Origin of the sequence: Tuberibacillus sp. Marseille-P3662 (assembly GCF_900178005.1) — a bacterium.
Lineage (GTDB): Bacteria > Bacillota > Bacilli > Bacillales > Sporolactobacillaceae > Marseille-P3662.
This window is the reverse complement of the sequence record NZ_FXBS01000006.1, coordinates 509348-531459: the sequence shown is the minus strand read 5'-3', so window position 1 is coordinate 531459 and position 22112 is coordinate 509348. Positions and strand designations below refer to the sequence as shown.

The following is a 22112-nucleotide window of genomic DNA, read 5'->3' as shown; positions in this document are numbered from 1 at the left end:
GATTAAGCTCCGTTTGAAAAAATCAACTGGGCTTGCTCATACATATCTTTAATCTCACTGTCTTCAGCACCTTGTTCCTTCAATTTAGCCAACAAATCCGCGACAAAAGCAAGCTTTTCCTCACTATATTCATCTTCAAAGATATTTTCAAATTCAACCTTTATCATATCCACACCGGAACTTTCAAACAATTCAACCGCATATGGATGGTTCTTGTAATCATTCGCATAGTAAATACTTTTGATACCAGCCTGAATAATAGCTTTACAACACTGAAGGCAAGGGAAATGAGTCACATACATTTCCGCTCCATTTGTGGAAGCGCCAAATTTTGCACATTGTAAAATGGCGTTCATCTCCGCATGGATAGTTCGAACACAGTGTCCATCAATCAAATAACAGCCTTCATCAATGCAATGAACACCACCGGCAATTGATCCATTATAACCACCAGCTATAATCCGTTTATCGCGTGCAATTGTAGCACCAACGGCTAAACGGTTACACGTACTCCGATTAGCCAAAAGATGGCTTTGAGCCATAAAGTATTGATCCCATGATAATCGTTTCACATTATTGCCTCCGTCCATTGGTATATCCATATTTTATGTGCCTCATCGAATACCGTCAACTATTTCACAGTTATTAAGGGCTTAAGGGATGCTAGAGTTTTTTCACCAATTCCTTTAACGTTTGATAAATCTTCCAGCGATTTAAATGCTCCCTGGGTTTCTCGATAAGTCACAATCGCCGCAGCTTTGGATGGACCAATCCCAGAGAGTTCTTCCAATTCACTTTGATCGGCTGTATTCAAATTCACTTTTTCTTCGCTATTACCTGGTGCAATCACTCCCTGTTTTGAACTTGTCTCCTCTCCTACCTTAGGCACATAAATGACCATTTCATCTTTTAACTTAGCCGCTAAATTCACCTTGGTTGAGTCAGCCTTCTCCCCTAGTCCACCCGCTTTTTTGATGACATTGAGTACACGATCACCTTGATCCATCTGATAGACACCAGGGGCTTTAACTGCCCCTTTAACATCAATAAATAGCGTCTTCGGCTGATGAGTATTTTGTTGTTTAGACGATGTTTGCTGTTGTGACTTTTCATGTTCAGCAGAATCCTCATTCTTGTTAAGCTGCTCCATCGTCTGCCAACTGCTTGGTTCATCATCTGAAGGCCACATTTTATAACCCGCAACGAGCAAGACAGCCAATACGACACAGCCATAAAAAATCCATTTATTTTTTATGTCAACCACCTCATTATTCATATTCAGTATAGAACACTCATAAAGTTAACTAGGAAACGTAGCGATTGGAGGGCGTAATTAGTGAAAATAGGGATTATAGGTACCGGCAACATGGGAACAGTCTTAACTCAAGCAATCGTCGATGGTCTAGCGGTGCCACCGTCGCATGTTATTGTGACTAATCGTACTCTCAGTAAGGCCTATCAGCTACAAGAAGAATATCCAAACATCCAGGTTGCCCACACAGCTGAGGATGTCGCCAAATCAACTGATATCACATTTATTTGTATTAAACCATTAGATATCCATCCACTGCTGATCAAAATTAGGGATTCCCTAGACTCTCAGCAAACATTAGTATCCATTACTAGTCCAATAAAAGTCGAACAAATTGAATCTGCTGTAGATTGTCATGTTGCGAGGCTAATTCCGAGTATTACGAACCGCGCATTATCGGGCACCACCCTCTTTACATTTGGACAACGATGCGGCCAAGCACAAAAAGATCAATTGTTGGGGCTGGCGGAAAACTTCTCAGACCCAGTTATGATTGATGAATCTGTCACTAGAGCTGCTTCAGACTTATGTAGTTGCGGACCGGCATTCCTAAGTTATTTGATGGAACGCATGGTGAACGCCGCAGTCTCAGAAACAGGCATATCCGAATACCAAGCCACACAATTAACGAGCAAAATGGTTGTAGGATTAGGCCATCTGCTTGAGAAGCAAATCTACACAATGGAAACCTTGAAGGAAAAAGTCAGAGTAAAAGGCGGTGTTACTGGTAAAGGGTTAGATGTTTTGGAAACGGAACTGGGTGATGTGTTTGAGCAATTGTTTCAAACAACACATGAAAAATTCAGAGAGGATCACAATCATGTTGATAAGCAGTTCGAGGCTTATACAAAGTAGAAAGAAAAGAAATAAAGGGTTGTTTTATACAACCCTTCTTTAAAAAATATTCGCCATGCTATTAACAATTCCTTCTTTTTAAAAGGATGGTTTAATTTATTGAAAATGAACATCAAAGAGAAAAAGACCATTGGCCTAGAGAATCGACTTATTGACCACTGGAGAAATTACTCTCCAATGTGAATACAGGAGCATCTCCCCACAATTTTTCCAACTTATAATAATCCCGATCCTCTTTGTGAAAGATGTGAACAATCACATACCCCAAATCGACGAGCACCCAACGGGCATTATTAAACCCTTCAATTCGCTTGATGCTAACCTCTTTCTCTCCCGCTTCTTCTTTAAGCGCTCGAGCAATTGCCTGCACTTGCTTTTCAGAATTACCATGACAAATGACAAAATAATCAGCCATAATCGATATCCCTTGCATGTTCAACATAACGATATCATGAGCATTTTTTTGGTCAGCTGTCTCAGCTGCAAAATAAGCAGTTTCCTTTGATGTCATTCATGTTCCTCCTTATTTTTTATAAGTTCATTGTAAGCGTCGACAGTATCAGGGTGTACTTGAGCATTTTTAGCCACTAGAAATTGTATCGTATTAGCGAGTGACTGACACACGGCGGCGTCCAAATCGGTTTCAGCCAAATGCCTTACTTCATCAATGCCAGGAAACGCTCGTCCCGGCTCAATATAATCAGCTAAAAAAACGATTTTTTCTAATGTGGACATGCCTGCTCTTCCTGTCGTGTGATAAGTCATTCCATTCAGTACATCTTGATCTAACAGATTATAGGTTTCACGAACATACACGGAACCCACCGGAGCATGCCATAAAGATACATGATAGTTGAGCAATTCATTAGGGATTTCTGGATGTGTATAAATGATTTCGTACATATAGTCCTCATCAAAGTATTTGGCAATATCATGCCAAATAGCAGCATAGGTGACTTTATCAATATCTGCATCATTTCGTCCAGCTAATTGCTTAGCTGTTTCCACGACTCTCTTAGTATGTTCAAAGCGATGCTCCGGTAATATCTCTTGAACAACTTGCAACGCTTCTTGTTTATTCATAAACATCCTTCTCCTCAATATATTGTCTAACATTCTCAGGAATAAAATAACGGTAATGTTGGTGGTTTTTTATTCTTTCCCTGACCATTGTCGACGAAATTTGAATTTCGGGCATATCGACTTCATGAATGCTGACGTTGTCCGGTTTCTTCAATTGATAACCCGCTCGTTTGAACCCGACAAAATCAATCATTTGGGATAACTCATCAATGTTATGCCAATTAGGAAGATCATTAATCATATCCCCGCCAATCATAAAATAAAAACAAACATCAGAAAAACGATGTTTCAAGGTTTTAATCGTGTCATAAGTATACGATTTGCCTTCTCGTTCAATTTCAATTGTTGATACATCAAAAGCCGGTGTGTCAGCTATCGCCAGCTTCAGCATATTTAACCGATGACTGACGGAGGCCGATGTCGTTTTTTTTCTTTTGTGCGGCGGAATATAAGACGGTAGAAACCAAACCTTGTCCAATTGGAACTTTTCCAGCGCCTCTTGTGCCATAATTAAATGTCCATAATGCGGCGGGTCAAAACTTCCACCTAATAATCCAATGTTCTTCATCGGGGCAGCTCGATATGTTTATTTTCCCGGGATTCTTTATATAAAACAATTGTGCTGCCGATCGTTTGCACAACATCAGCATCTGTTTTTGAAGCTAACTGTTGCCCTGCTTCCTCCGTATCCTCAAGAGCATTTTGTAAAATGCTGATTTTAATAAGCTCCCGCGCTTCAAGAGCAGCGGCAATTTCAGCAATCATCGTTTGATGGATACCTGATTTGCCGATTTGAAAGATGGGTTTTATATCATGAGCTTGCTTTCGTAAAAATTTTTTCTGTCTATTCGTCAACATAGGAATCCCCCAATTGTGATTGTAGTAAACGTTCAACCCTTGCCACTTCTGGCATAAAGCCAAGCCAATCTTGGAATGCCAACGCGCCTTGATGAATTAACATCGGCAAGCCACCAATGATCGTACAACCCTGGTGCTCAGCATGCTGTAGCCATGATGTTTTTAACGGTCGATAGACGATATCGACAATAACCGTATCCGGTGTAACACCATCAAGTTGAATTGGAAGGCGCTCATTGACACTATCCATTCCCATTGGCGTACAGTTAATGACCATATCATAATTATGTATTTGCGTTTCAGCTTCGAGAATGGATATCCCTTTACTATTGCCATATTGACGCGTTTCTACAGCTAATGATTGTGCCTTTTCCACCGTGCGATTCGCATAGTCAACCACGTCCGAAAGATGTTTCGAAAGTGTCAATCCAACGGCCCGGCTGGCACCACCCGCTCCAATAATTAATACACGACGGAGCCTTTCATAATTCGGATATTTAGTTTTCAAGCTAGCTAAAAAACCTAATCCATCGGTATTTTCACCATAAAGCTTGCCATCACGATGAATAATTGTATTGACAGCGCCCAACATCGCCGCTTCATCATCAATATGATCAAGATATGGGATCACCGAAACCTTATGCGGAATGGTTACATTCATACCCGAAATACTAAGCGCCTTAATCCCTTTCATAGCATCATGAACACCATTTGTTGATACTTGAAAGGCATGATAGTGATGATCCATTTCATACTTTCGGAACCAAGTATTATGCATTATAGGTGATAAAGAATGGCTAATCGGATCACCCATCACACCAAATATTTTCATGTTCTCACCCTTTAATAATTGATCTTCTCACCGACACGCCAACCCCTTTTGGTGCGTGAACACTAACGGTCACACCCGCTTCTTTAACTGTAATCCATCCCAGCCCTGAAACTACAATATCTGTATTTTTTTCTTTTATTTTAAAGTCATGTCTAATCAAGCCTGTCCACATATCAGTATCACTTGGCGGGCTTAACAGTTCCCCTAGATGATTGTGATAGAGTGCTTCAGCATTTTCCGTTTTTGTCCTATGAATATAGAGTTCATTGGAAACATAGGAAACGAAAGGACAAAAACCGCCTTTAACAAAATCCAATCGTGCCAGCCCACCGAAAAACAATGTCTGGCCTTCATTGAGTTGATGAATTTTTGCTTTAACTTCTTTTCTTGGTGTAATGACCTTCAAATCATCCGCATTCACGAAATGAGCCATCTGCTGTGGGTTAATAACCCCTGGCGTATCATAGATGCTTTGTTCATCATCAAGCGGTATTTCAATAAAGTTCAGGGTTGTACCTGGATACTGGGAAGCTGTAATTCCAGTATCGTCATCGCCGGCAAACGTCTGTATTAATTGGTTCAAAAACGTTGATTTACCAACGTTCGTACTACCAACTATATAAACATCCTTGCCATCACGGTAGTTATCAATCAAAGCTGCTAATTCCTTGATATGCGTCCCTTTTTCCGCGCTGATCAGTTGGACGTCAATCGGTTTCAACCCGGCCTGATTCGACATGAATCGCATCCACTTTAGTAATTTATCTTGATTAAATGACTGCGGCAGGAGATCTAATTTATTCCCGACAAGCATAACATCATTGTTACCAGCAAATCTCCGAACCCCAGGTACCCAACTTCCGGTGAAATCAAATATATCAACAATTTTAACGACCAATGCATTGGTATGACTGATGGTTTCCAACATATTCAAAAAGTCCTCATCCGATAACTGAACGTCTGGAACTTCATTATAGTGATTTAAACGAAAGCAGCGTTTGCATAAAACCGTCTCCCGTTTTAATGCTGCTTCGGGTGCGAAGCCGATTTTTTTAGGATCATCGGTTTGGATTGCGGCCCCACAGCCGCTACAGTATTGTTCTTGTGTCACTTACTCTTCCTCCCAATCAATTAAACCATTCTTTCGCATCAAGGAAAATAGCCGGCGTTCGATCTTACGGTTAATCCGCGTCGTCCACCCATCCGTCATTTTTATTGGGACAACAAGAATAGTATGAACCCCCAAACGGTTACCTCCAAGAATATCTGTTAATAGTTGGTCACCAATGACGACAATATCGTCTTTTTGAAAGCCCATATTTTTGACGGCCTTTCTTATTGCCCGCTTCATCGGCTTTCTTGCCTTTGAAATAAACGGGATACCAAGCGGATGGCAGAACGATTTCACCCTATTTTCACTGTTATTCGAAACAATAGTGATTGTGATACCAGCGTCTTGCATAAGTTCGAACCAATCACGCAATTCAGGCGTTGCCTCAGGCTCATCCCAAGCCACCAACGTATTATCTAAATCAGTAACAATCCCTTTAATATTATGTTGTCTTAGTTCTTCCGGTTGTATGTCAATAATACGGTTCACGTGTTGGTCAGGTAAAAAGAAATTTAACAAAATAGACACCTCTACAAAAGTGTTCACAAAATATGCAGTATATCAAAGGAAATTATAACACAAGCAAATTAGGAACACATTAGACTTATCACAGATCGAATAATCGTCGATGATTATATGCTAATATAAAAGAAAAAATCCAAGAAATCGTTCGACAAATTATGACACTTTCAGAGACTGTGGATAACTTTATTAATTTTATACACAAACCCCCCCTTGGGTTAATGATGTTTATAAACACCTTACCCACAGTTTATCCACCATTACATGTGGATATTAGAACGGTTGTTCTACCTCCTTATTCATGATAACATTCAGAATGTAAAACATGCTGTTAACGTCAATCTTGCCATACATACTTCTTACCTTTAGGAGGTGGCTAACCGCTCCGAATGCGGGTTTTTTATGGAAAAACTATCTGACGATCTATTAATCGAATCGTATTTTAAAGCAAAGGAACTAGAGTTAAGCACTGAATTCATTAGGCTGATTGAAAAGGAAATTCATCGCCGTTCTTTAGGCAATAGAATAAAACAATTATCGTCATAAATTTTTTGAAACCACGAGCACTAGTTGCTCGTTTATTTTTTTATGCGCATTATTTTATGACTATACTAAAATAATGTAGAATGAAATGCGCCATTATAAAATTGGAGGTGTAATTATGAAGAATGTCATCATTAACAAAATTGTTAAATATGTTTTGACCGAAGATCAGCTAAAGGGCCGTTGGTCGAAAACAAAAAATGACAAGCCGTTTTCCGAATTGTCATCTCAAGAAATTATGAATTTTGCCAAAGAAGTTTTACATCAATTGTCACCCAGTGAATTGAAAGAATACACACTTGACTCGCCTTGGCGGACAATTTCTGATGTTACAGGTGAAATGATTGCTGACGACGATACGGAACCAACGATGCATGTAGAACTCCTGGATACAAGTATGAGTGATAATCCGACAAGTTCCATGGTCATTGATCGTATGTTGAAATTACAATGCAGTGATTGTGGCTTTGAATTTTATATTGAAGACTTACATCATGATCTAAATGACCTTAGTTGTCCTGTTGATGGTGGCGATGTACATACCGCCAGGAGAAATATTAAGACCATTAATAAGAATGATACCACCTAAACCATATTCGTATAAAAAGGAGCTGAGGGATGTCTCATGGATGTCATCATTGCGGTTTCAATTTTTGTCATTGTTTACTTTTTCATTATTTCCGAATTAATTAATAGGGCTGTCATCGCATTACTTGGTGCCGTTGCCATGATTGTATTTCAAATCATTGATATGGAAGATGCCTTTCATCACATTGAATGGGGTACGATCACATTACTTATTGGGATGATGATTCTAGTCGGGATTACCAATAAAACCGGTGTCTTTCAATATATTGCTGTTAAATCAGCTAAAGCCGTTAAGGGCGACCCTTTAAAAATTCTTATTATCTTATCGATATTAACAGCCATTGGTTCAGCCTTTCTAGATAATGTGACGACTGTTTTATTAATGGTTCCGGTGACTTTTTCAATTACCAGAATGCTGGAAGTCAATCCTGTTCCATTTTTAATTTCTGAAGTGATTTTCTCTAATATCGGTGGTACAGCAACCATGATTGGGGATCCGCCCAATATCATGCTAGGTAACGCCATTGAACATTTAACATTTAATTCATTTTTAATCAATCTCGCCCCGATTGTTATCGTCATCGGAGCTGTTACTCTTGGTATACTCATCTTAATTTACCGCAAGAATTTAAAAGTATCTGATGACCAAAAACAAAAGCTTATGGATCTTGATGACGATCAGTTTATTAAAGACCGTAAACTGATGATTAAGTCTCTCTGTGTCTTAGGGGTTGTTATCGTATTATTCATGCTCCATGCCGTCTTACACATGGAAGCAGCAACTGTTGCTATGCTAGGTGCAAGTGCTCTCTTACTTATTGGGGTGCCTGAAAACGAAATTGATGAGATTTTCAATGAAGTTGAATGGGTAACAATCTTCTTCTTTGCCGGTCTTTTCACACTCGTCGGTGGGTTAATAGAGACAGGCGTCATCGAATCGTTAGCCAGTAAAGCTTTAGAAGTCACTGGCGGCAGTATTCCACTTGCAGCCATGCTTGTCTTATGGGTATCGGGGCTCGCTTCCGCTACCATTGACAATATTCCTTATGTTGCTACGATGATTCCGCTTATTGAGGATATGGCACAAGGTATGGGGTATTCAGTAGATTCTGATCACGTTAATGCGCTCTGGTGGTCACTTGCTCTGGGGGCCTGTCTCGGCGGTAATGGGACGTTAATTGGTGCCTCCGCAAACGTGATTGTTGCTGGTATGGCTGCACGAGAAGGTCATGGATTCAGTTACCTTGACTTTCTGAAGATTGGTGCGCCATTAACTATTGTTGCTTTAATTATTTCAACAGTCTATATTTACTTTAGATATCTCATTCCGTTAATGTGAAGGCATGAGTAGAGCATCCCTTTATATAAAGGGATGCTCTTTTTTTGACAAAGGGTCATCGTGACTGCCGGGGTTCTCGGTAAAATTCATTGAACAGCTTCATCAACGCCCGCTTTTCGATTCGTGACACATAGCTGCGGGAAATGTTTAATTTCGTGGCAATTTCCCGTTGCGTGAGTTCGTTTTTGCTATCTAGACCAAACCGGGCGACGACAACATCTCGTTCGCGTCCATCAAGGATGTATAAGTATTTGTGGATCTTTTCTTTTTCCATATTTAAAGTAATCTCTTCAACGACATCCTTGTTTTTCGATTTGAGAATATCAATAAGACTTATTTCGTTGCCTTCCTGATCTTGACCAATCGGATCATTTAGAGATACATCTTTTCGCGTCTTTTTTAGTCCACGCAGGTGCATTAGGATTTCAATATCAATGTCAGCAGTCTGCATCCTTGATTTAAAAGCTTTGAATCGTCAATTCGTTATCATTAACGATAATCTCCTTTATATACGTTCTGAGCAAAGTCTGTTGATCAGCAAATGTCAATTGTTGATGCCAATCCTGGATCATGGATTGTAATGGCTTTTCATCGTCAGCTGGTTCACCCTCAATTTCGTTATCTGCTAACATCTCTAGACGATGGCGACACTCGGCCTGATTCAAATCATTATCTTTAAGTGCCTGCTTAACATCTGCAAGTTGCAGTCCGCCATCAGCATATAAATTTAGAAGTCGCGCCCGTCTCTGGTGTAATCGGGACAATTCTTGATCAAGCACCTTGCGTTCACCAGCCGCGTCATCAGAAGAAGATTCTTTATAAAAACGCCTTAAAGCATCAGGATCATCCAATTTTGTCATTAGGGCACCCATTACAGCACAATCGAGCGTCTCACAGGAAATGCGCCGGCCGCATCCTTTCTGTTTGGCACCCGAATAATTTTTTCGATCCGTGTATACATAGTTCTCTCGACCCCAATACTTCGTCTTCTCACCTGTCAGGGTGTTTCCACAGTGCCCACATCGAAGCATGCCGCTTAGCAAATACGCGTGCTTCGATTGCTTTGACCAACGGCGACGGGACGCTGCAAGTAATTGCGCAGCCTTAGTAAACGTCTCTTCATCAATAATCGCTGGACATGGAACAGGAATCCATTCTTCCTCCGGGCGTTCTTTTAAGGAAATCTTATCATCGATTGATTTATATTTATTAGCAAACATCCCTTCGGTTTGCCAACGATTCTGATAAAAAGTCCCAGAGTAAGTTTCATTCCCTAGTATTTGTCTGACAACTTGCCGATGCCAAACCTTCGCACCGCGTTTTGTTGGGATATTGAGTTGTGTTAAATACTTGGCAATCCCATTAATACCTTCAATGCCAGGCCGGGGATTCACGAACAGATCAAAAATTAATTGAACAACGGCAGCTTCTTCAGGATGGGGAACAATTTGACCCCTTTCTGGATCATAATTGTAGCCATATAGTTGATAGTTTTTTAAAATTTTTCCCTGTCTAGCTTTCTCCAGTCGCCCTCTACCCATTCTTTCCGTGATTTTTGCCTTTTCAAATTCAGCAATTGCTCCGCGCATACTGTAAAACAATTGACCTTCTGGCGTCTTCGCGTAATCACCATTCACAAAAACGAGTTCGACACCACACTTATCAAACTCTTCGGTAACGATGAGTTGGTTCATTAATTTACGGGAGAGACGATCAGGATCATAACAGATCACATGAGTGATCGTTTTCCCTCTAATATCTTCTCTTAATTGCCGAAGGGCCGGGCGATCCAGCAATTCACCAGAGACTCCTTCATCAGTATAAATTTCGAAAGGACCTTCACCTGCTTTAGCTTGGCATGACGCAATTTGTCCGTTCAGACTGTAACCGTGTTTGGCTTGTTCTTCCGTACTCACTCGGGCGTAGATTGCCTTCATTAGCCGCTTCCCTCCTGCTTTTTTCTAAAATGTAGCGATAACAGCCTTCTCTTGAAGTTTGTTCAGCAGGACCTTCACACCAGTGAATTTTCATCATATCACCCCTGGTGTGACTTTATGCGGCAACCGGTTGTCCACTTGCTTCCTTTTCGACTTCATCTTGAATTTTGTCAAATGACCATAAGTATTGAATAAAAAATTGATTTTTTTCGTAACTTTACTTCTTCTTTTGTCGATAATCTTATTTTCTAATAGATTCCTTGTTATAGTAATAGTAATAAGCAGTAATCTGAATAGATGAGGAGGAACATGATGGACTTTATAATCCGGATTGTGGAGATTGTTATGGTTTCAATGACCGTGGGATTACTGGGATTGTTTGTCCTTTATACCTTTAGTGGACGATATGTTGAACGGGTGATGAGTCATGAAGAATCCCCCTTATCGAACGACCAAACCCATACCGGTCAAGAGGAGTTTCATACGAATGTTATTAAAATGAATACTTGAGAGCATGTGGGGGAGATGACATTAATACTTCATTTTCGATGCACCGTGCAGCATAAGTTGCCAATTTGGTACCTTTTCCCGGGGAATAACTCTCAATGGCTTTGATTAAACCAATCGTTCCGATGGAGATGAGATCCTCGCTATCTTCATTCGTATTTTCAAACTTTTTGACGATATGGGCAACCAGCCTTAGGTTATGTTCAATAAGCTTATTTCGTGCTTCCTCATCTCCATCGGCCATTTTCTCCAAACACGAGCGTTCTTCTTCACCAGATAGCGGTTGTGGGAACGCATTGTTCTTGACGTAGGAGACGAACATCCAGAATTCTTTAAAAAAGAGGGCGATACCTCCAAAAAGTGATAGCACCATTCCACCTCCATATAAACTGTTATACCTTATTGTATATATATGATACCTGAGCTAATCATGTGCCTAGAATATTGTGATTCAGACACGATTAACAGGTGGTAAAATGTTTCTTAAATGAATTACCCAAATAGCGATTTTCTCAAACCTTGGTCAAACGAAAAAACCGGGCCATAGCAAAGGCATTTATCGTTTTAATATAGGGGGTACTCAGACCTGACTGTATTGTTTATACGGATTCGATTCATTCCATTCATCCGATGATCGGATCATATGGGCGTATCTTGGCAAAGTGAACAAATAAAAGATAGCAACGAACAGCATGATTAGACCTTCAAGGATAAATAGACCTTCTATGGATATGAAAGTTTGAAATCCGATAGATATGAAACCTAACATCAGTGTGTGCGATAACATCATGATTGGCGAAATCCAGCTTTCAACCCGTCCCATTAATTTCGGATCAACGATTTTCGGCAACCATCCACCTAAAGCAATATTAACAAGCGGCAAACATAATGCAATACAACCAGCCAAAACCATAAAACTCATCGGCCGTGTGCAAAATGCAGCTGTCGCTGTCAGCAAACCTGACAAGGCGATCCCTAGTATGATGCCATGATAAAGCTTGATTTTTTTCGAAATAACTGCGCCTATGAAACTACCGATCAACATGCAGATGCCAAATATGATGCCCATCCACACAGACCACATCTCATACGATCCGGGTGCCAATTTATATTTGAGAACATAGACAGGCAACACTGAAAAGCCGCCATTAACAATGCCAATCATCAAAAAACCCAAAATGAGCGTTCGTAATAATTTATAGCCCAGAATATATTGAATCCCTTCTTTAAAATCATTTAGTATCAATTGAACTTTCAAATCAGTCAAACGATGCGAACCATTAGGTAGGCGGACGTTATCAGTCATCATACAAGAATGAATGAGCCATGCCGAAATCACAAAAGACAGCCCATCAACCAGCACCGCACCAGTCATACCCACGCTCCAGTAGAAACTGATACCTATTGCACTGCCCAAAATATTAAATAGGCCGGCCACCATTTGGTTGAGTCCAGCAGCCGTTGTATACTCATCATCCGTTAAAATACCCTGCACCAAGGCCTGTTCTGCCGGGAAGAAAAACTTGGAAACGGCGCTTCTTATGAACAAGATGAGAAACACGAGCGGCATCCAGCCAATGAAAATAGCAAGCATTAAGATGGCTGATAGAAAGGCGCAAATAAAGTCACTTTTATAGGCAATTCGTTGCCGGTCCATCTTATCAGCGATCACCCCAACAACGAAAAACACGAGCAACGTCGGAGCTGAATACATTATCTCGGTCAATGTGGCATAGAACGGCTGGTTACTGAAACGATCTAACAAATAAAAAGTGAAGGCCGTCATGCCAATAATAGTGCCCATCCTTGATGCAAAAGACGCTAAAAATAATTTCGTAAAGTTCATGTTCTTAAAGACTAAAAACGCTGTATTCATTTATGTTCACATCCCATTCCGCCTTATTATGCCTATTATAGCTGGCTAAATATGAAAGTCGTACCAGCTGTGAGTGGATTTGTTCTCAGCCTATAGGCGGAAACCCGTAATATATCTTACTTGAGAACATACAAGCATGGATGCACACTCAACCTAAAAAGCCGGCACTCTTTAGTCCGAGTGCCGGCTACCAGTATTTGTGTCTTAAATGATTCGCCAATACATCAATTAATTCTTTACATCTTGTTAATAAACGTTGCACGGCGGTCAAGCATCTCGTCACAAACAGTACGTTGCCTTTGTGCTTCTTCAACCATTTCCGCCGATCTTTCGCGTCGCTTCACGCGAATAATGAGGGTAAACGTAAAAATGTTCACTTTAAACATGCTTACCCCTCCTTTCCGAGAAAATACCCTTTCATATAAACCCTGTCAAACCTTTCAGCCATTCTCTACGTTTCCAACTCAGCATCTCCATCGAAAACTTAATCCTCCTTTACTTAATTTAATATATAAAAAAGGCCATGGTTATAAGCACCACGGCCTTTTCTAACAAAGATAAAAAGCCGCGAATCATATCTGACCCGCGGCGGTTTCATTCAATCGTCATTAGAGTAGGAATGAAAAAACAAGTGATAACATTCCGCTAGGTCGGGGTGGATTGTTAAAATATAAGTTTTGTTGCGCTATATTTAATAACATTGTCATTTCTCCCGACCTCCTTCTTGTCATTTATCAGCTTTCTGCTAAATGAAATCATGTGCTTCGTGTAGCAGGAAGTGCCTCTTTCATTTAATATTACAAACGGATTATACATGGAAAAACCTGCTTTGTAAACCCCTTTTTTCTAATTAATTTTGAGTCTTTTTCTCCAATTCCTTTTATTTTTTATCAAGACTGATTAATCTTTTCATATGTTTGTACTATGGAGGTGTCTCATCTTGAGTATTACAACAGGATTTTTGATTGTGATTGGTCTGATTGTGTTTATTGGCTTCATCAGTCATATTCAAGTCAGCTTCACATTAAAAAAATGGCTAACCGAGGTCGAACAATTGTCGCAAAGTGACAGCGGGCATATGACGGCGTCCCAATGGTTACATAAAACATTGGAAGAATATAAAACCTTCCATTTGTCGGGAACACCCGTCAATACACCGGCGTTGATTGAAAAACATCTATACAAGGAAAGAATTTTAATCATGGGGGTGCTGCGAACCCCCATTGGCAATTGTTCTAAGCTGCTCGTCCATCTACCATCTTTCGCAATTGTCCTGGGTATCATGGGAACATTTCTCGGGCTCACGTTATCTATGTTTTCCATGCAGGAGACGTTAACGTCACTTGGTAACGCCGGGGGCGGTCAACTCTCATTTGACAGCATTATCTCTTCTATTACAGAACCGTTCGAGGGAATGAGTTTGGCGTTTATAACCAGTATCGCTGGTATTGGAGCTGCCCTGTTTCTGAATATCTTACAGTCCGGCTTCCTTTCTAAGGGGCAATCAACGGACTATCTGATAGACAAACTATTCACAGAGACGGAAAGCCTGCTCGATCACCATTTCCAAGGCCAATTACTTAACGAAAAGCCTAAAGATTCCTTTGAGAAAATATTAGACCGGTTGGCGGATAAAGTTGGGGAAAGTTTTCAAAATACCATTGGTGATTTTTCCCGGGATATGGTGCATTTCACTGAGAAGCTAGATACAACCATGAATGATGTGATGAGGATCATCGAAGCTCAGAAAACGCATAGCGAACGATTTGCGGAGGCAACCGAATCGTTAACAACATTCGGTGAACGTTTTAAAGAAGGGACTGATTCTTTTGGTGATTCGACAGAAGGTATTAAAAGTCACATCCAATCATTAGAAGGAAGCGTTGACCGAGTCTTTCAACGAAATGAATCCCAGGAAAAGAGGATTGAACAACACCAGAAACAAATGCAGTCTATCATTCAGCAAAGTGATAAGAAAGCGGAAGAATTATCACGGCAATTTCTACGTGCAATGGACCAGCAGCTACAGACGTATCAAGACAAATATGATACTGCTGCGGATTCGATGCATCGACAGCAAGAAGACTGGCTGTATCAGCATCAAGAAATGAATAACCATTACGCGCAAGCATCGGATGGATTCAAAACGTCCGTAGAACAATTAGAACGCGCATTATACCAAATGTTTGAAAAAGCTAAACGGGATATTACAGAACAAATGAAGTATCAACAAGATCGGCAGGCGCAAATGATGAACCAGGATCAGGGACGACAAGATACACGTGATTTATTGCGAAGTGTTGAAAATGTTTCCCACGCGGTCGATCGGCAAATGAATGATACGGGGCGGTATTTCCAAGAGTTTTACCAATTGTTACAGCGTATATCCGGTTTAATGGAGCAACAAATGCGAGACCAGTCAAGACCGACGTCACAGCAAGGGTTACCAACCCGGGTGATTGACTAATGCCTCGTCGTCGACATCAGCAACAGTCACCTCAGGAACATTATTGGCCATCTTTTACCGATATGATGGCCATGGTCGTTCTCGTATTTTTATTCATTGCCATCATCGCGTTTGTCCAGGCTATATATGAAGCATACGATCAAAGGGAAGTCGAACGTGAATTAGCTCAAGTTACGGATGTCAAAAAAAATATATCAGACATCATCAATCAAAAACTGGCTGAAAAGATCGGAAAGGATAAAATTACGCGCGGACCCAACAACACAATATCAGTCGAGGGAAATGTCCTGTTTGAATCGGCCAAAGCTAAAGTCAGTGATCATGGAAAAACCGTATTAAATGGTGTTGCCGATGCTCTAGTCAATATTATTGAAAACGAAAAATTAAGTCAGTATATTTACATTATTTTAATCGAAGGCCATACAGATTCGGTCCCTTATGATAATTGGTCACTATCAACCGATCGAGCTGTGAATGTCTTAAAATATATGCAGTCAGCCAATACCAAACTCACTAAAAATGCCTACGCTAAATATCTAGCAGCCACAGGCTACAGTAAATACAAACCGATCGCAGACGATCATACAGCTGCTTCGCGACAAAAAAACCGGCGTATCTCATTTCAAATTATCTTAGATGATAACAAATGGCAAAATAAGATTCAGACTTTATTAGACCAATAATATAAAACGACCACATCCAACAAGGATGTGGTCTAACCATTTTCATAGGCTTCTTTTGCCTTGCGCATCCGCCAATAGAATAATAAAGCAATCGTTACGCAGCCCATACTGATCAATGCGAGTACATCAGCTTTAAGGGCCGTTCGACCCGCAAACGGTATCACCGAGCCCACAAATATAAACGCACTGAGGAACAAAAATATCAAACTAAAGCGTTGATAATCAGTCATCTTATTTTTTAATTGATGTAATTGATTGTCTGACATCGTTATCCCCTCCACCACTACAATAACATGGTTAGCTGATGCCTGCCGTATGTAAATATTAGTAATTTAGAAGAAATGATGTTTTATAAGGCTGTTTTCGTAAACTTTGTTGCTATTTGATAGGAGGGGTTGGTTTCCGCTCCAATCAACGATTTTCGACGCTTTAGCTTTCATAAGTCCTATGTGAAAAGTAACAATCTATAAGAAAAGGAAGCTGGGGCAAATCTAAAACAGGATACTCAGAAAGCCGAACAATAAGATATGAAAGCAAGTTTCTAAGCGTCGCCAAAATACGTACCCGCGGCAATCGAAGGATTTTGACGAAGCGATGACAGGAATGACAAATCATCCGAACGGATTCATCAACAAGTTCGGATGATTCTCTAACTAATATAGTTTTGTCCCGGTCTCTTGTATTTCTACTTTAATTTTCGATGGCTTGACGTAAGTCGTCTATGAGATCATCTGCGTCTTCAATACCGACAGAAATGCGAATCAATCCGTCCGTAATCCCCAAGGCTTCCCTGCGATCTTTCGGGATCGACGCATGGGTCATACGTGCGGGAATAGAAATGAGACTTTCTACTGCTCCCAAACTTTCTGCTAAGGTAAAGTATTTGACATTGGCGAGGACATGGTCGGCGTTTTCCCCTGAACCAACATCAAAAGATATCATCCCGCCAAAACCCGAAGCTTGCCGTTGAGCGATTTCGTGACCGCTGTGATCGGACAAGCCTGGATAATAAACGTTCGTCACCTTCGGATGTTGGTTAAGAAAATGAACGATTCTTTGCGTATTATTTTCATGGGCTTCCATCCGCAGTCCCAATGTTTTGATGCCTCTTAGCAACAACCATGAATCCTGCGGTCCAAGAATAGCACCAGAGGAATTTTGAATAAAGTGAAGATCTTTAGCCAACGTCTCGTTATTAACAACAACAAGACCTCCCACGACGTCACTATGCCCACCGATATACTTGGTCGCACTGTGCAGCACAATATCAGCACCAAGCTCTAGTGGATGTTGAAAGTACGGGGTGTTGAAGGTATTATCAACAATTAACGTCAATTCATGTTCGCGAGCAATCTCTTCCATTTCAGCAATATCAGTGATTTTTAACAATGGATTGGTCGGTGTTTCAATATATAGAGCCACCGTATTATCCTGGATGGCTTCCTTCACTTGAGCAGGATCACTTGAATCAATAAATGTGGATTCGATGCCCAAACGATTGATGACATGATTCATCAGGCGAAACGTCCCGCCATACACGTCATCGGTCATCACCACGTGATCACCGGAGTTAAAAAGCGTCATAACCGATGTGATGGCTGCCATACCGGAAGCGAAGGCAAATCCCGCTTGACCGTGTTCCAAGGCTGTTATCGTCTCTTCCAAGGCATGACGAGTTGGGTTGCCCGTCCGAGAATATTCATATCCACGATGCTGGCCAGCCCCATCCTGTTGGTACGTACTTGTTTGGTAGATCGGAACCGAAACAGCTCCTGTTTGTTCATCACCGGTAATGCCGGCATGAATCATTTGTGTTTTCTTCTTCATGAAGGTTACAGACCTCCTTGGTATATTTTTTTACTGAGGTACCGTTCACTGCTATCAGGAAATATGGTGACAACGTTGGTACCAGGTGCGGCATGTTCCGCTTCCAGCAGTGCCGCTTGCATGGCCGAACCCGAAGAGCTGCCCACGAGCAGGCCTTCCAAGGCTGCTAATGATCGAACTTGTTCAAATGCATCGTTATCGGAAATTGTGTGAATCGCATCGAAGTAATCGGAATTCATATAAGGTGGCAAGAATTCCATGCCGATACCTTCTGTTTTATGGGCTCCAGGCTGACCGCCGTTAAGCACTGACCCTTCTGGTTCCACAATCGATGTCTTAATGGATGAATCTTGCTCCTTGAGGTAATTGGCGACGCCCATGAAGGTTCCCCCTGTGCCGGCACCAGCAACGAAAATATCGACATTTCCGTCCATTTCATTATAAATTTCCGGCCCTAATGTCTTATAATAAGCGTCAGGATTAGATACGTTGGCAAACTGCTGAGGCGAATAAGCATCCGGCATTTCAGCTAATAATTGATTGGCTTTATTGATTGCCCCACGCATCCCGTCTTCTGTCGGTGTGTGCACAATCTTAGCCCCAAGCGCTTTCATCAACTCTTGCTTCTCTAGACTAAATTGCTCAGGGACACAAAAAATCACGTTAATATGCTTACCGATCGCTGCCAGTGCAAGACCAATACCTGTGTTGCCGGCCGTCGGTTCAATTACCGTTCCGCCTTCATTGATCTTACCTTCTTCAAACGCAGCCCGGATGAGTTCTTGACCCAGACGATCCTTAACACTACCGCCGGGATTAAAGAATTCAAGTTTCGCAAACAAGCGGACACCTTGTGGTAATGGAACGTGTGTAAGTTCCATCAAAGGTGTCCGACCGATCATTTCTTGGATGTTGCGATAATATTCCATATTAGACGCCTCAGATTACTCTGCAAATACGTGATGCCAGCTGTCTTTTGCATCAAGCATATTTTTCGCGATGGTTTTTGCCCCTTCAAGGCTGTGGTTAGCCGCCCAACCGCACTGGGTCGGATTGCATGCAGGGACTTCATCAGCTTCTAGAACATCGTTTAACGTCTTGTCTAATGCATTGGTAATATCGTCATAGCTATCGTTGTTTAAAATTGATAAGTAAAACCCTGTCTGGCAACCCATTGGCCCAATATCAACCACATTATCTAAGTGGTTACGAATATTTTCTGCCATTAAATGCTCAATGGAGTGCAAGCCCGGCATATCCATATGATCTTGGTTTGGCTGACAAAAGCGGATGTCATACTTATATAGTTTGTCACCATGTGAACCTTCAGTGATCCCGACTAACCGGACATAAGGTGCGTCAACTTTTGTGTGGTCAAGGTTGAAACTTTCAACATTCATCGTTTTATTTGTCAATATCATCCAACTCCTTTATCATCGTTATTATAAGTTGTGCCGAATGATTCGCCGCGGTTTGCAAGAATTCATCAAAACTGACGTTAGCATCTTTTCCTGCAATGTCAGATAACGATCGAATGATAACAAACGGTGCCCGGAATTGATAACATACCTGCGCAACCGCACCTGCTTCCATTTCAGCTGCTTGCAAATCAGGAAATTGCTGCTTAATAAACGCAACACGATCCGCATCCGACATAAACGAGTCACCCGTTGCTATAAGCCCCTTAACTATGTTATGGGCGTCGGTACTTAATTGTGCCGCCCGTTCGGCAACGGCAATCAGTCGATTCTCTGCTTGAAAAGTCGCTGGCATTTGTGGGACTTGCCCATAATCATAGCCAAAAGCCGTAGCATCAACATCATGATATCGAACCTCTGTTGAAATGACAACGTCACCAACTTCAAGTTCTGGGTTAAACCCACCAGCTGATCCCGTGTTAATGACGATATCAGGTTCAAACTGTGTAAATAAAATCGTTGTACTCATGGCGGCATTGACTTTACCGATACCCGATTTTAAAACCACAACATTGTGTTGACCGATCGTTCCCTTATAAAAATCACTACCTGCGATGTGTATGTGTTCATAACCACCTAGTGTTGCTTTTAATTGTTCTATTTCTTCATCCATAGCCCCGATGATTCCTATTGTCATTGACAAGCGTGCTCCCTCGATTATAGTTTGACGGCCGTGATTAACCAAACAAAGGCATTCAACTGCTTAAATTCAACGTCAAATCCGTGTTTGGCAAATATGGACGCGAGATTGTCTTTAAAAGTATAATACTCCGTTTGTAAGTCATGAAGCAAATTGGTAAAACCCTTTTGTTTTGTTTCTTGTAAAAGCCTTTCCCTGCTTTGCTGATTAGCAAACAAGGTGTCAGCAAATACAATTTTACCACCCTGAGGGAGATGCTCACAATACTGTTCAATCGCCAAATCTTTTTCATCATCGGTCAAATGATGAAAAGCATAACTACTAACAATGGATTGAATCGGGCGCTCCGGATTGTCAAATGTTAGAAAGTCACCCTTACTTAATTTAAGATTAGGGAGTTTTTCCTTCGTCTTCCGCCGCATTGCCTGCGATGGCTCGATTCCGTAGACCTTAAAACCGTTCGTTAGCAATTTTTGCGTCAAGTTACCTGTGCCCGTTCCAAATTCTAAGACAGGACTTATCGTTTCATGAACAACGTGATTAAGAATATCATCATATCCGCGGAACACATCTTGATATTCCGGATCATGACCTGCTACGGTGTCATCATAGCTGTCTGCCCAGTGGTTAAATAATCCCGTAAATTCCAGGCCCATCCCTATCACCTCAGTATGGCTGTTTTCTATAAATATTAATTCCTACTTTATTGATATGAATTATTTGATTTAACGTTACTTTATCACAGATAAAAAGATAATGGCAAAAGATTTGTATCATATATATATATTTAGCCAATGTAGCGTTAAATATCATTAAGGCTGCCTCAATATTGAGGCAGCCCGTCATTCTTTGACATAACCTTCTTGGACGGCTTTATCATGTGTCATTGTTTTGACACTCGTTGGTTTCCAGCCTTGCTGGTCCACCCACTCCATCGTAACAACGTAAAGATTTTGGCGATTACCGTTTTTGCTGACAACACCATATATTGTGCCATTCATGTTTCCCATATACCAAAGGGTGCGTTCAGATGGCGTTATCCCTGTCACATAAGTCAGTACCTTCAATCGTTCATTCCAATCGGTCGACCCTTCATCAAATGACAGTTCATGTGAACCCTCCTGCTTGGTACCAATGGAATTCCACGGCCCATCCATATGCGGTTCACCATCACTCGCGATATAGCCGTCGGAAGGTGTATCTTGTTCCGTAGAATGAGTCTCATCGTCTGATTCTGAGTTCTTGGAATCACTTGCTTCCGAATCATCTTTGGTTGTGTCCGATGTTTCATCCTGAGATATGTTGTCATCAGAATTGGATGCTTCTTCATCATCGGATGTGGTTGCGCCGGTTCCATCGCCATCATTATTGCTGGTCGATTCCTGCTGATTCTCAGGCGTATCCGCTTGCTTATCACCACTACCTAGCTGTGTAATCGACATGAATATAAATCCTCCCACAACCAATATAAGCACGGCAACGATGCCAATAGCCCAATTTAATACGCGATCAGCTCGTTCACCTTTTTGCTTTGATGTTCGAGATTTATAATGACGGTCAGCCACAACAACCCCTCCTTACTAAATTCTTCTTTATTGTACCATCCCGTAAAGCATTCGTCACAGTATATTCAGGTTTGTCCTTTAAATTTCTC

At 41.1% G+C, this 22112-nt stretch carries 26 protein-coding genes and 2 pseudogenes; 7 read left to right on the top strand and 21 right to left on the bottom strand.

The window, feature by feature from the left end:
• Positions 1-2: 2 nt before the first annotated feature.
• Together B9Y89_RS11130 and B9Y89_RS11125 are read right to left on the bottom strand one after the other, a co-directional pair.
• On the bottom strand, positions 3-572 hold the full coding sequence (locus tag B9Y89_RS11130) for a ComE operon protein 2 (protein WP_085524705.1): 570 nt from the start codon (positions 570-572) through the stop codon (positions 3-5).
• A 59-nt stretch (positions 573-631) separates the two neighbouring features.
• Complete coding sequence (locus B9Y89_RS11125) at positions 632-1276, bottom strand: helix-hairpin-helix domain-containing protein (RefSeq protein ID WP_085523304.1); 645 nt, start codon at positions 1274-1276, stop codon at positions 632-634.
• A gap of 60 nt (positions 1277-1336) precedes the next feature.
• Between B9Y89_RS11125 and comER the strand changes: the two genes are divergently transcribed.
• Positions 1337-2167 carry a late competence protein ComER gene (gene comER, locus B9Y89_RS11120; protein ID WP_085523303.1) on the top strand — a complete coding sequence of 277 codons (831 nt, stop codon included), beginning with the start codon at positions 1337-1339 and terminating at the stop codon, positions 2165-2167.
• 148 nt (positions 2168-2315) lie between these two features.
• On the opposite strand, the gene rsfS is transcribed toward comER, so the two are convergent.
• The 7 genes from rsfS to B9Y89_RS11085 are packed head-to-tail and all read right to left on the bottom strand — an operon-like array spanning position 2316 to position 6573.
• Positions 2316-2678, bottom strand: coding sequence for a ribosome silencing factor (rsfS, locus tag B9Y89_RS11115; protein WP_085523302.1), 363 nt, complete (start codon positions 2676-2678; stop codon positions 2316-2318).
• The gene (gene yqeK / locus B9Y89_RS11110) at positions 2675-3250 is read right to left on the bottom strand and encodes a bis(5'-nucleosyl)-tetraphosphatase (symmetrical) YqeK (RefSeq protein WP_085523301.1); all 576 of its coding nucleotides are present in this window, start codon (positions 3248-3250) and stop codon (positions 2675-2677) included. Before yqeK ends, rsfS begins: the two co-directional genes overlap by 4 nt.
• A complete protein-coding gene (locus B9Y89_RS11105; RefSeq protein WP_085523300.1) occupies positions 3243-3818 on the bottom strand; it encodes a nicotinate-nucleotide adenylyltransferase in 576 nt (191 codons plus the stop codon). The genes yqeK and B9Y89_RS11105 overlap by 8 nt, the downstream gene beginning before the upstream one ends.
• Entirely contained in the window at positions 3815-4108 is a 294-nt protein-coding gene (gene yhbY, locus B9Y89_RS11100; protein ID WP_085523299.1) for a ribosome assembly RNA-binding protein YhbY, read from the bottom strand. Before yhbY ends, B9Y89_RS11105 begins: the two co-directional genes overlap by 4 nt.
• Positions 4095-4940 carry a shikimate dehydrogenase gene (aroE, locus tag B9Y89_RS11095; protein WP_085523298.1) on the bottom strand — a complete coding sequence of 282 codons (846 nt, stop codon included), beginning with the start codon at positions 4938-4940 and terminating at the stop codon, positions 4095-4097. Before aroE ends, yhbY begins: the two co-directional genes overlap by 14 nt.
• A gap of 4 nt (positions 4941-4944) precedes the next feature.
• Complete coding sequence (gene yqeH / locus B9Y89_RS11090) at positions 4945-6051, bottom strand: ribosome biogenesis GTPase YqeH (RefSeq protein ID WP_085523297.1); 1107 nt, start codon at positions 6049-6051, stop codon at positions 4945-4947.
• Positions 6052-6573: a YqeG family HAD IIIA-type phosphatase gene (locus B9Y89_RS11085; RefSeq protein WP_085524704.1), complete on the bottom strand. Its 522-nt coding sequence runs from the start codon at positions 6571-6573 to the stop codon at positions 6052-6054.
• A 402-nt stretch (positions 6574-6975) separates the two neighbouring features.
• On the opposite strand from B9Y89_RS11085, the gene B9Y89_RS11080 reads away from it, so the two are divergent.
• From B9Y89_RS11080 to B9Y89_RS11070, 3 genes are all read left to right on the top strand, one after another.
• Entirely contained in the window at positions 6976-7119 is a 144-nt protein-coding gene (locus B9Y89_RS11080) for a sporulation histidine kinase inhibitor Sda (protein WP_085523296.1), read from the top strand.
• Between the two features lie 115 nt (positions 7120-7234).
• Positions 7235-7705, top strand: a complete 471-nt coding sequence (locus tag B9Y89_RS11075) for a hypothetical protein (RefSeq protein ID WP_085523295.1) — start codon at positions 7235-7237, stop codon at positions 7703-7705.
• Positions 7706-7741: 36 nt separating this feature from the next.
• The gene (locus B9Y89_RS11070; protein WP_085523294.1) at positions 7742-9043 is read left to right on the top strand and encodes an ArsB/NhaD family transporter; all 1302 of its coding nucleotides are present in this window, start codon (positions 7742-7744) and stop codon (positions 9041-9043) included.
• Between the two features lie 55 nt (positions 9044-9098).
• Here B9Y89_RS11070 and B9Y89_RS11065 read toward each other — a convergent pair.
• Together B9Y89_RS11065 and B9Y89_RS11060 are read right to left on the bottom strand one after the other, a co-directional pair.
• Positions 9099-9479, bottom strand: a pseudogene (locus B9Y89_RS11065) (sigma-70 family RNA polymerase sigma factor); the annotation flags it as partial.
• A gap of 22 nt (positions 9480-9501) precedes the next feature.
• Positions 9502-10980, bottom strand: a complete 1479-nt coding sequence (locus B9Y89_RS11060) for a recombinase family protein (RefSeq protein WP_085523292.1) — start codon at positions 10978-10980, stop codon at positions 9502-9504.
• A 312-nt stretch (positions 10981-11292) separates the two neighbouring features.
• On the opposite strand from B9Y89_RS11060, the gene B9Y89_RS11055 reads away from it, so the two are divergent.
• Entirely contained in the window at positions 11293-11490 is a 198-nt protein-coding gene (locus tag B9Y89_RS11055; protein ID WP_085523291.1) for a hypothetical protein, read from the top strand.
• A gap of 19 nt (positions 11491-11509) precedes the next feature.
• Here B9Y89_RS11055 and B9Y89_RS11050 read toward each other — a convergent pair.
• The 3 genes and pseudogenes from B9Y89_RS11050 to B9Y89_RS11040 form a co-directional block, all read right to left on the bottom strand.
• Positions 11510-11860 (bottom strand): annotated as a pseudogene (locus tag B9Y89_RS11050) (sigma-70 family RNA polymerase sigma factor); the annotation flags it as partial.
• 207 nt (positions 11861-12067) lie between these two features.
• Entirely contained in the window at positions 12068-13363 is a 1296-nt protein-coding gene (locus tag B9Y89_RS11045; protein ID WP_085523289.1) for an MFS transporter, read from the bottom strand.
• Between the two features lie 236 nt (positions 13364-13599).
• Positions 13600-13749 carry a YrzI family small protein gene (locus B9Y89_RS11040; RefSeq protein ID WP_085523288.1) on the bottom strand — a complete coding sequence of 50 codons (150 nt, stop codon included), beginning with the start codon at positions 13747-13749 and terminating at the stop codon, positions 13600-13602.
• 554 nt (positions 13750-14303) lie between these two features.
• Here B9Y89_RS11040 and B9Y89_RS11035 point away from each other — a divergent pair.
• Positions 14304-15830 (top strand): hypothetical protein, encoded by a 1527-nt coding sequence (locus tag B9Y89_RS11035; RefSeq protein WP_085523287.1) that lies wholly within the window; start codon positions 14304-14306, stop codon positions 15828-15830.
• Positions 15830-16513 (top strand): OmpA/MotB family protein, encoded by a 684-nt coding sequence (locus B9Y89_RS11030; RefSeq protein ID WP_085523286.1) that lies wholly within the window; start codon positions 15830-15832, stop codon positions 16511-16513. Before B9Y89_RS11035 ends, B9Y89_RS11030 begins: the two co-directional genes overlap by 1 nt.
• Before the next feature lie 32 nt (positions 16514-16545).
• Here the strand turns inward: B9Y89_RS11030 and B9Y89_RS11025 are convergent, their stop codons facing one another.
• The 7 genes from B9Y89_RS11025 to B9Y89_RS10990 form a co-directional block, all read right to left on the bottom strand.
• Positions 16546-16779 (bottom strand): YrhC family protein, encoded by a 234-nt coding sequence (locus tag B9Y89_RS11025; RefSeq protein WP_085523285.1) that lies wholly within the window; start codon positions 16777-16779, stop codon positions 16546-16548.
• A gap of 424 nt (positions 16780-17203) precedes the next feature.
• Entirely contained in the window at positions 17204-18340 is a 1137-nt protein-coding gene (locus B9Y89_RS11020; protein ID WP_085523284.1) for a bifunctional cystathionine gamma-lyase/homocysteine desulfhydrase, read from the bottom strand.
• Between the two features lie 5 nt (positions 18341-18345).
• Positions 18346-19269: a PLP-dependent cysteine synthase family protein gene (locus B9Y89_RS11015; protein ID WP_085523283.1), complete on the bottom strand. Its 924-nt coding sequence runs from the start codon at positions 19267-19269 to the stop codon at positions 18346-18348.
• Positions 19270-19284: 15 nt separating this feature from the next.
• Complete coding sequence (locus B9Y89_RS11010) at positions 19285-19740, bottom strand: S-ribosylhomocysteine lyase (protein WP_254901297.1); 456 nt, start codon at positions 19738-19740, stop codon at positions 19285-19287.
• A 4-nt stretch (positions 19741-19744) separates the two neighbouring features.
• A complete protein-coding gene (gene mtnN / locus B9Y89_RS11005; RefSeq protein WP_085523281.1) occupies positions 19745-20455 on the bottom strand; it encodes a 5'-methylthioadenosine/S-adenosylhomocysteine nucleosidase in 711 nt (236 codons plus the stop codon).
• A 20-nt stretch (positions 20456-20475) separates the two neighbouring features.
• The gene (locus tag B9Y89_RS11000) at positions 20476-21114 is read right to left on the bottom strand and encodes a class I SAM-dependent methyltransferase (RefSeq protein ID WP_085523280.1); all 639 of its coding nucleotides are present in this window, start codon (positions 21112-21114) and stop codon (positions 20476-20478) included.
• A 186-nt stretch (positions 21115-21300) separates the two neighbouring features.
• On the bottom strand, positions 21301-22023 hold the full coding sequence (locus tag B9Y89_RS10990; RefSeq protein ID WP_085523278.1) for a YrrS family protein: 723 nt from the start codon (positions 22021-22023) through the stop codon (positions 21301-21303).
• Positions 22024-22112 lie beyond the last annotated feature (89 nt).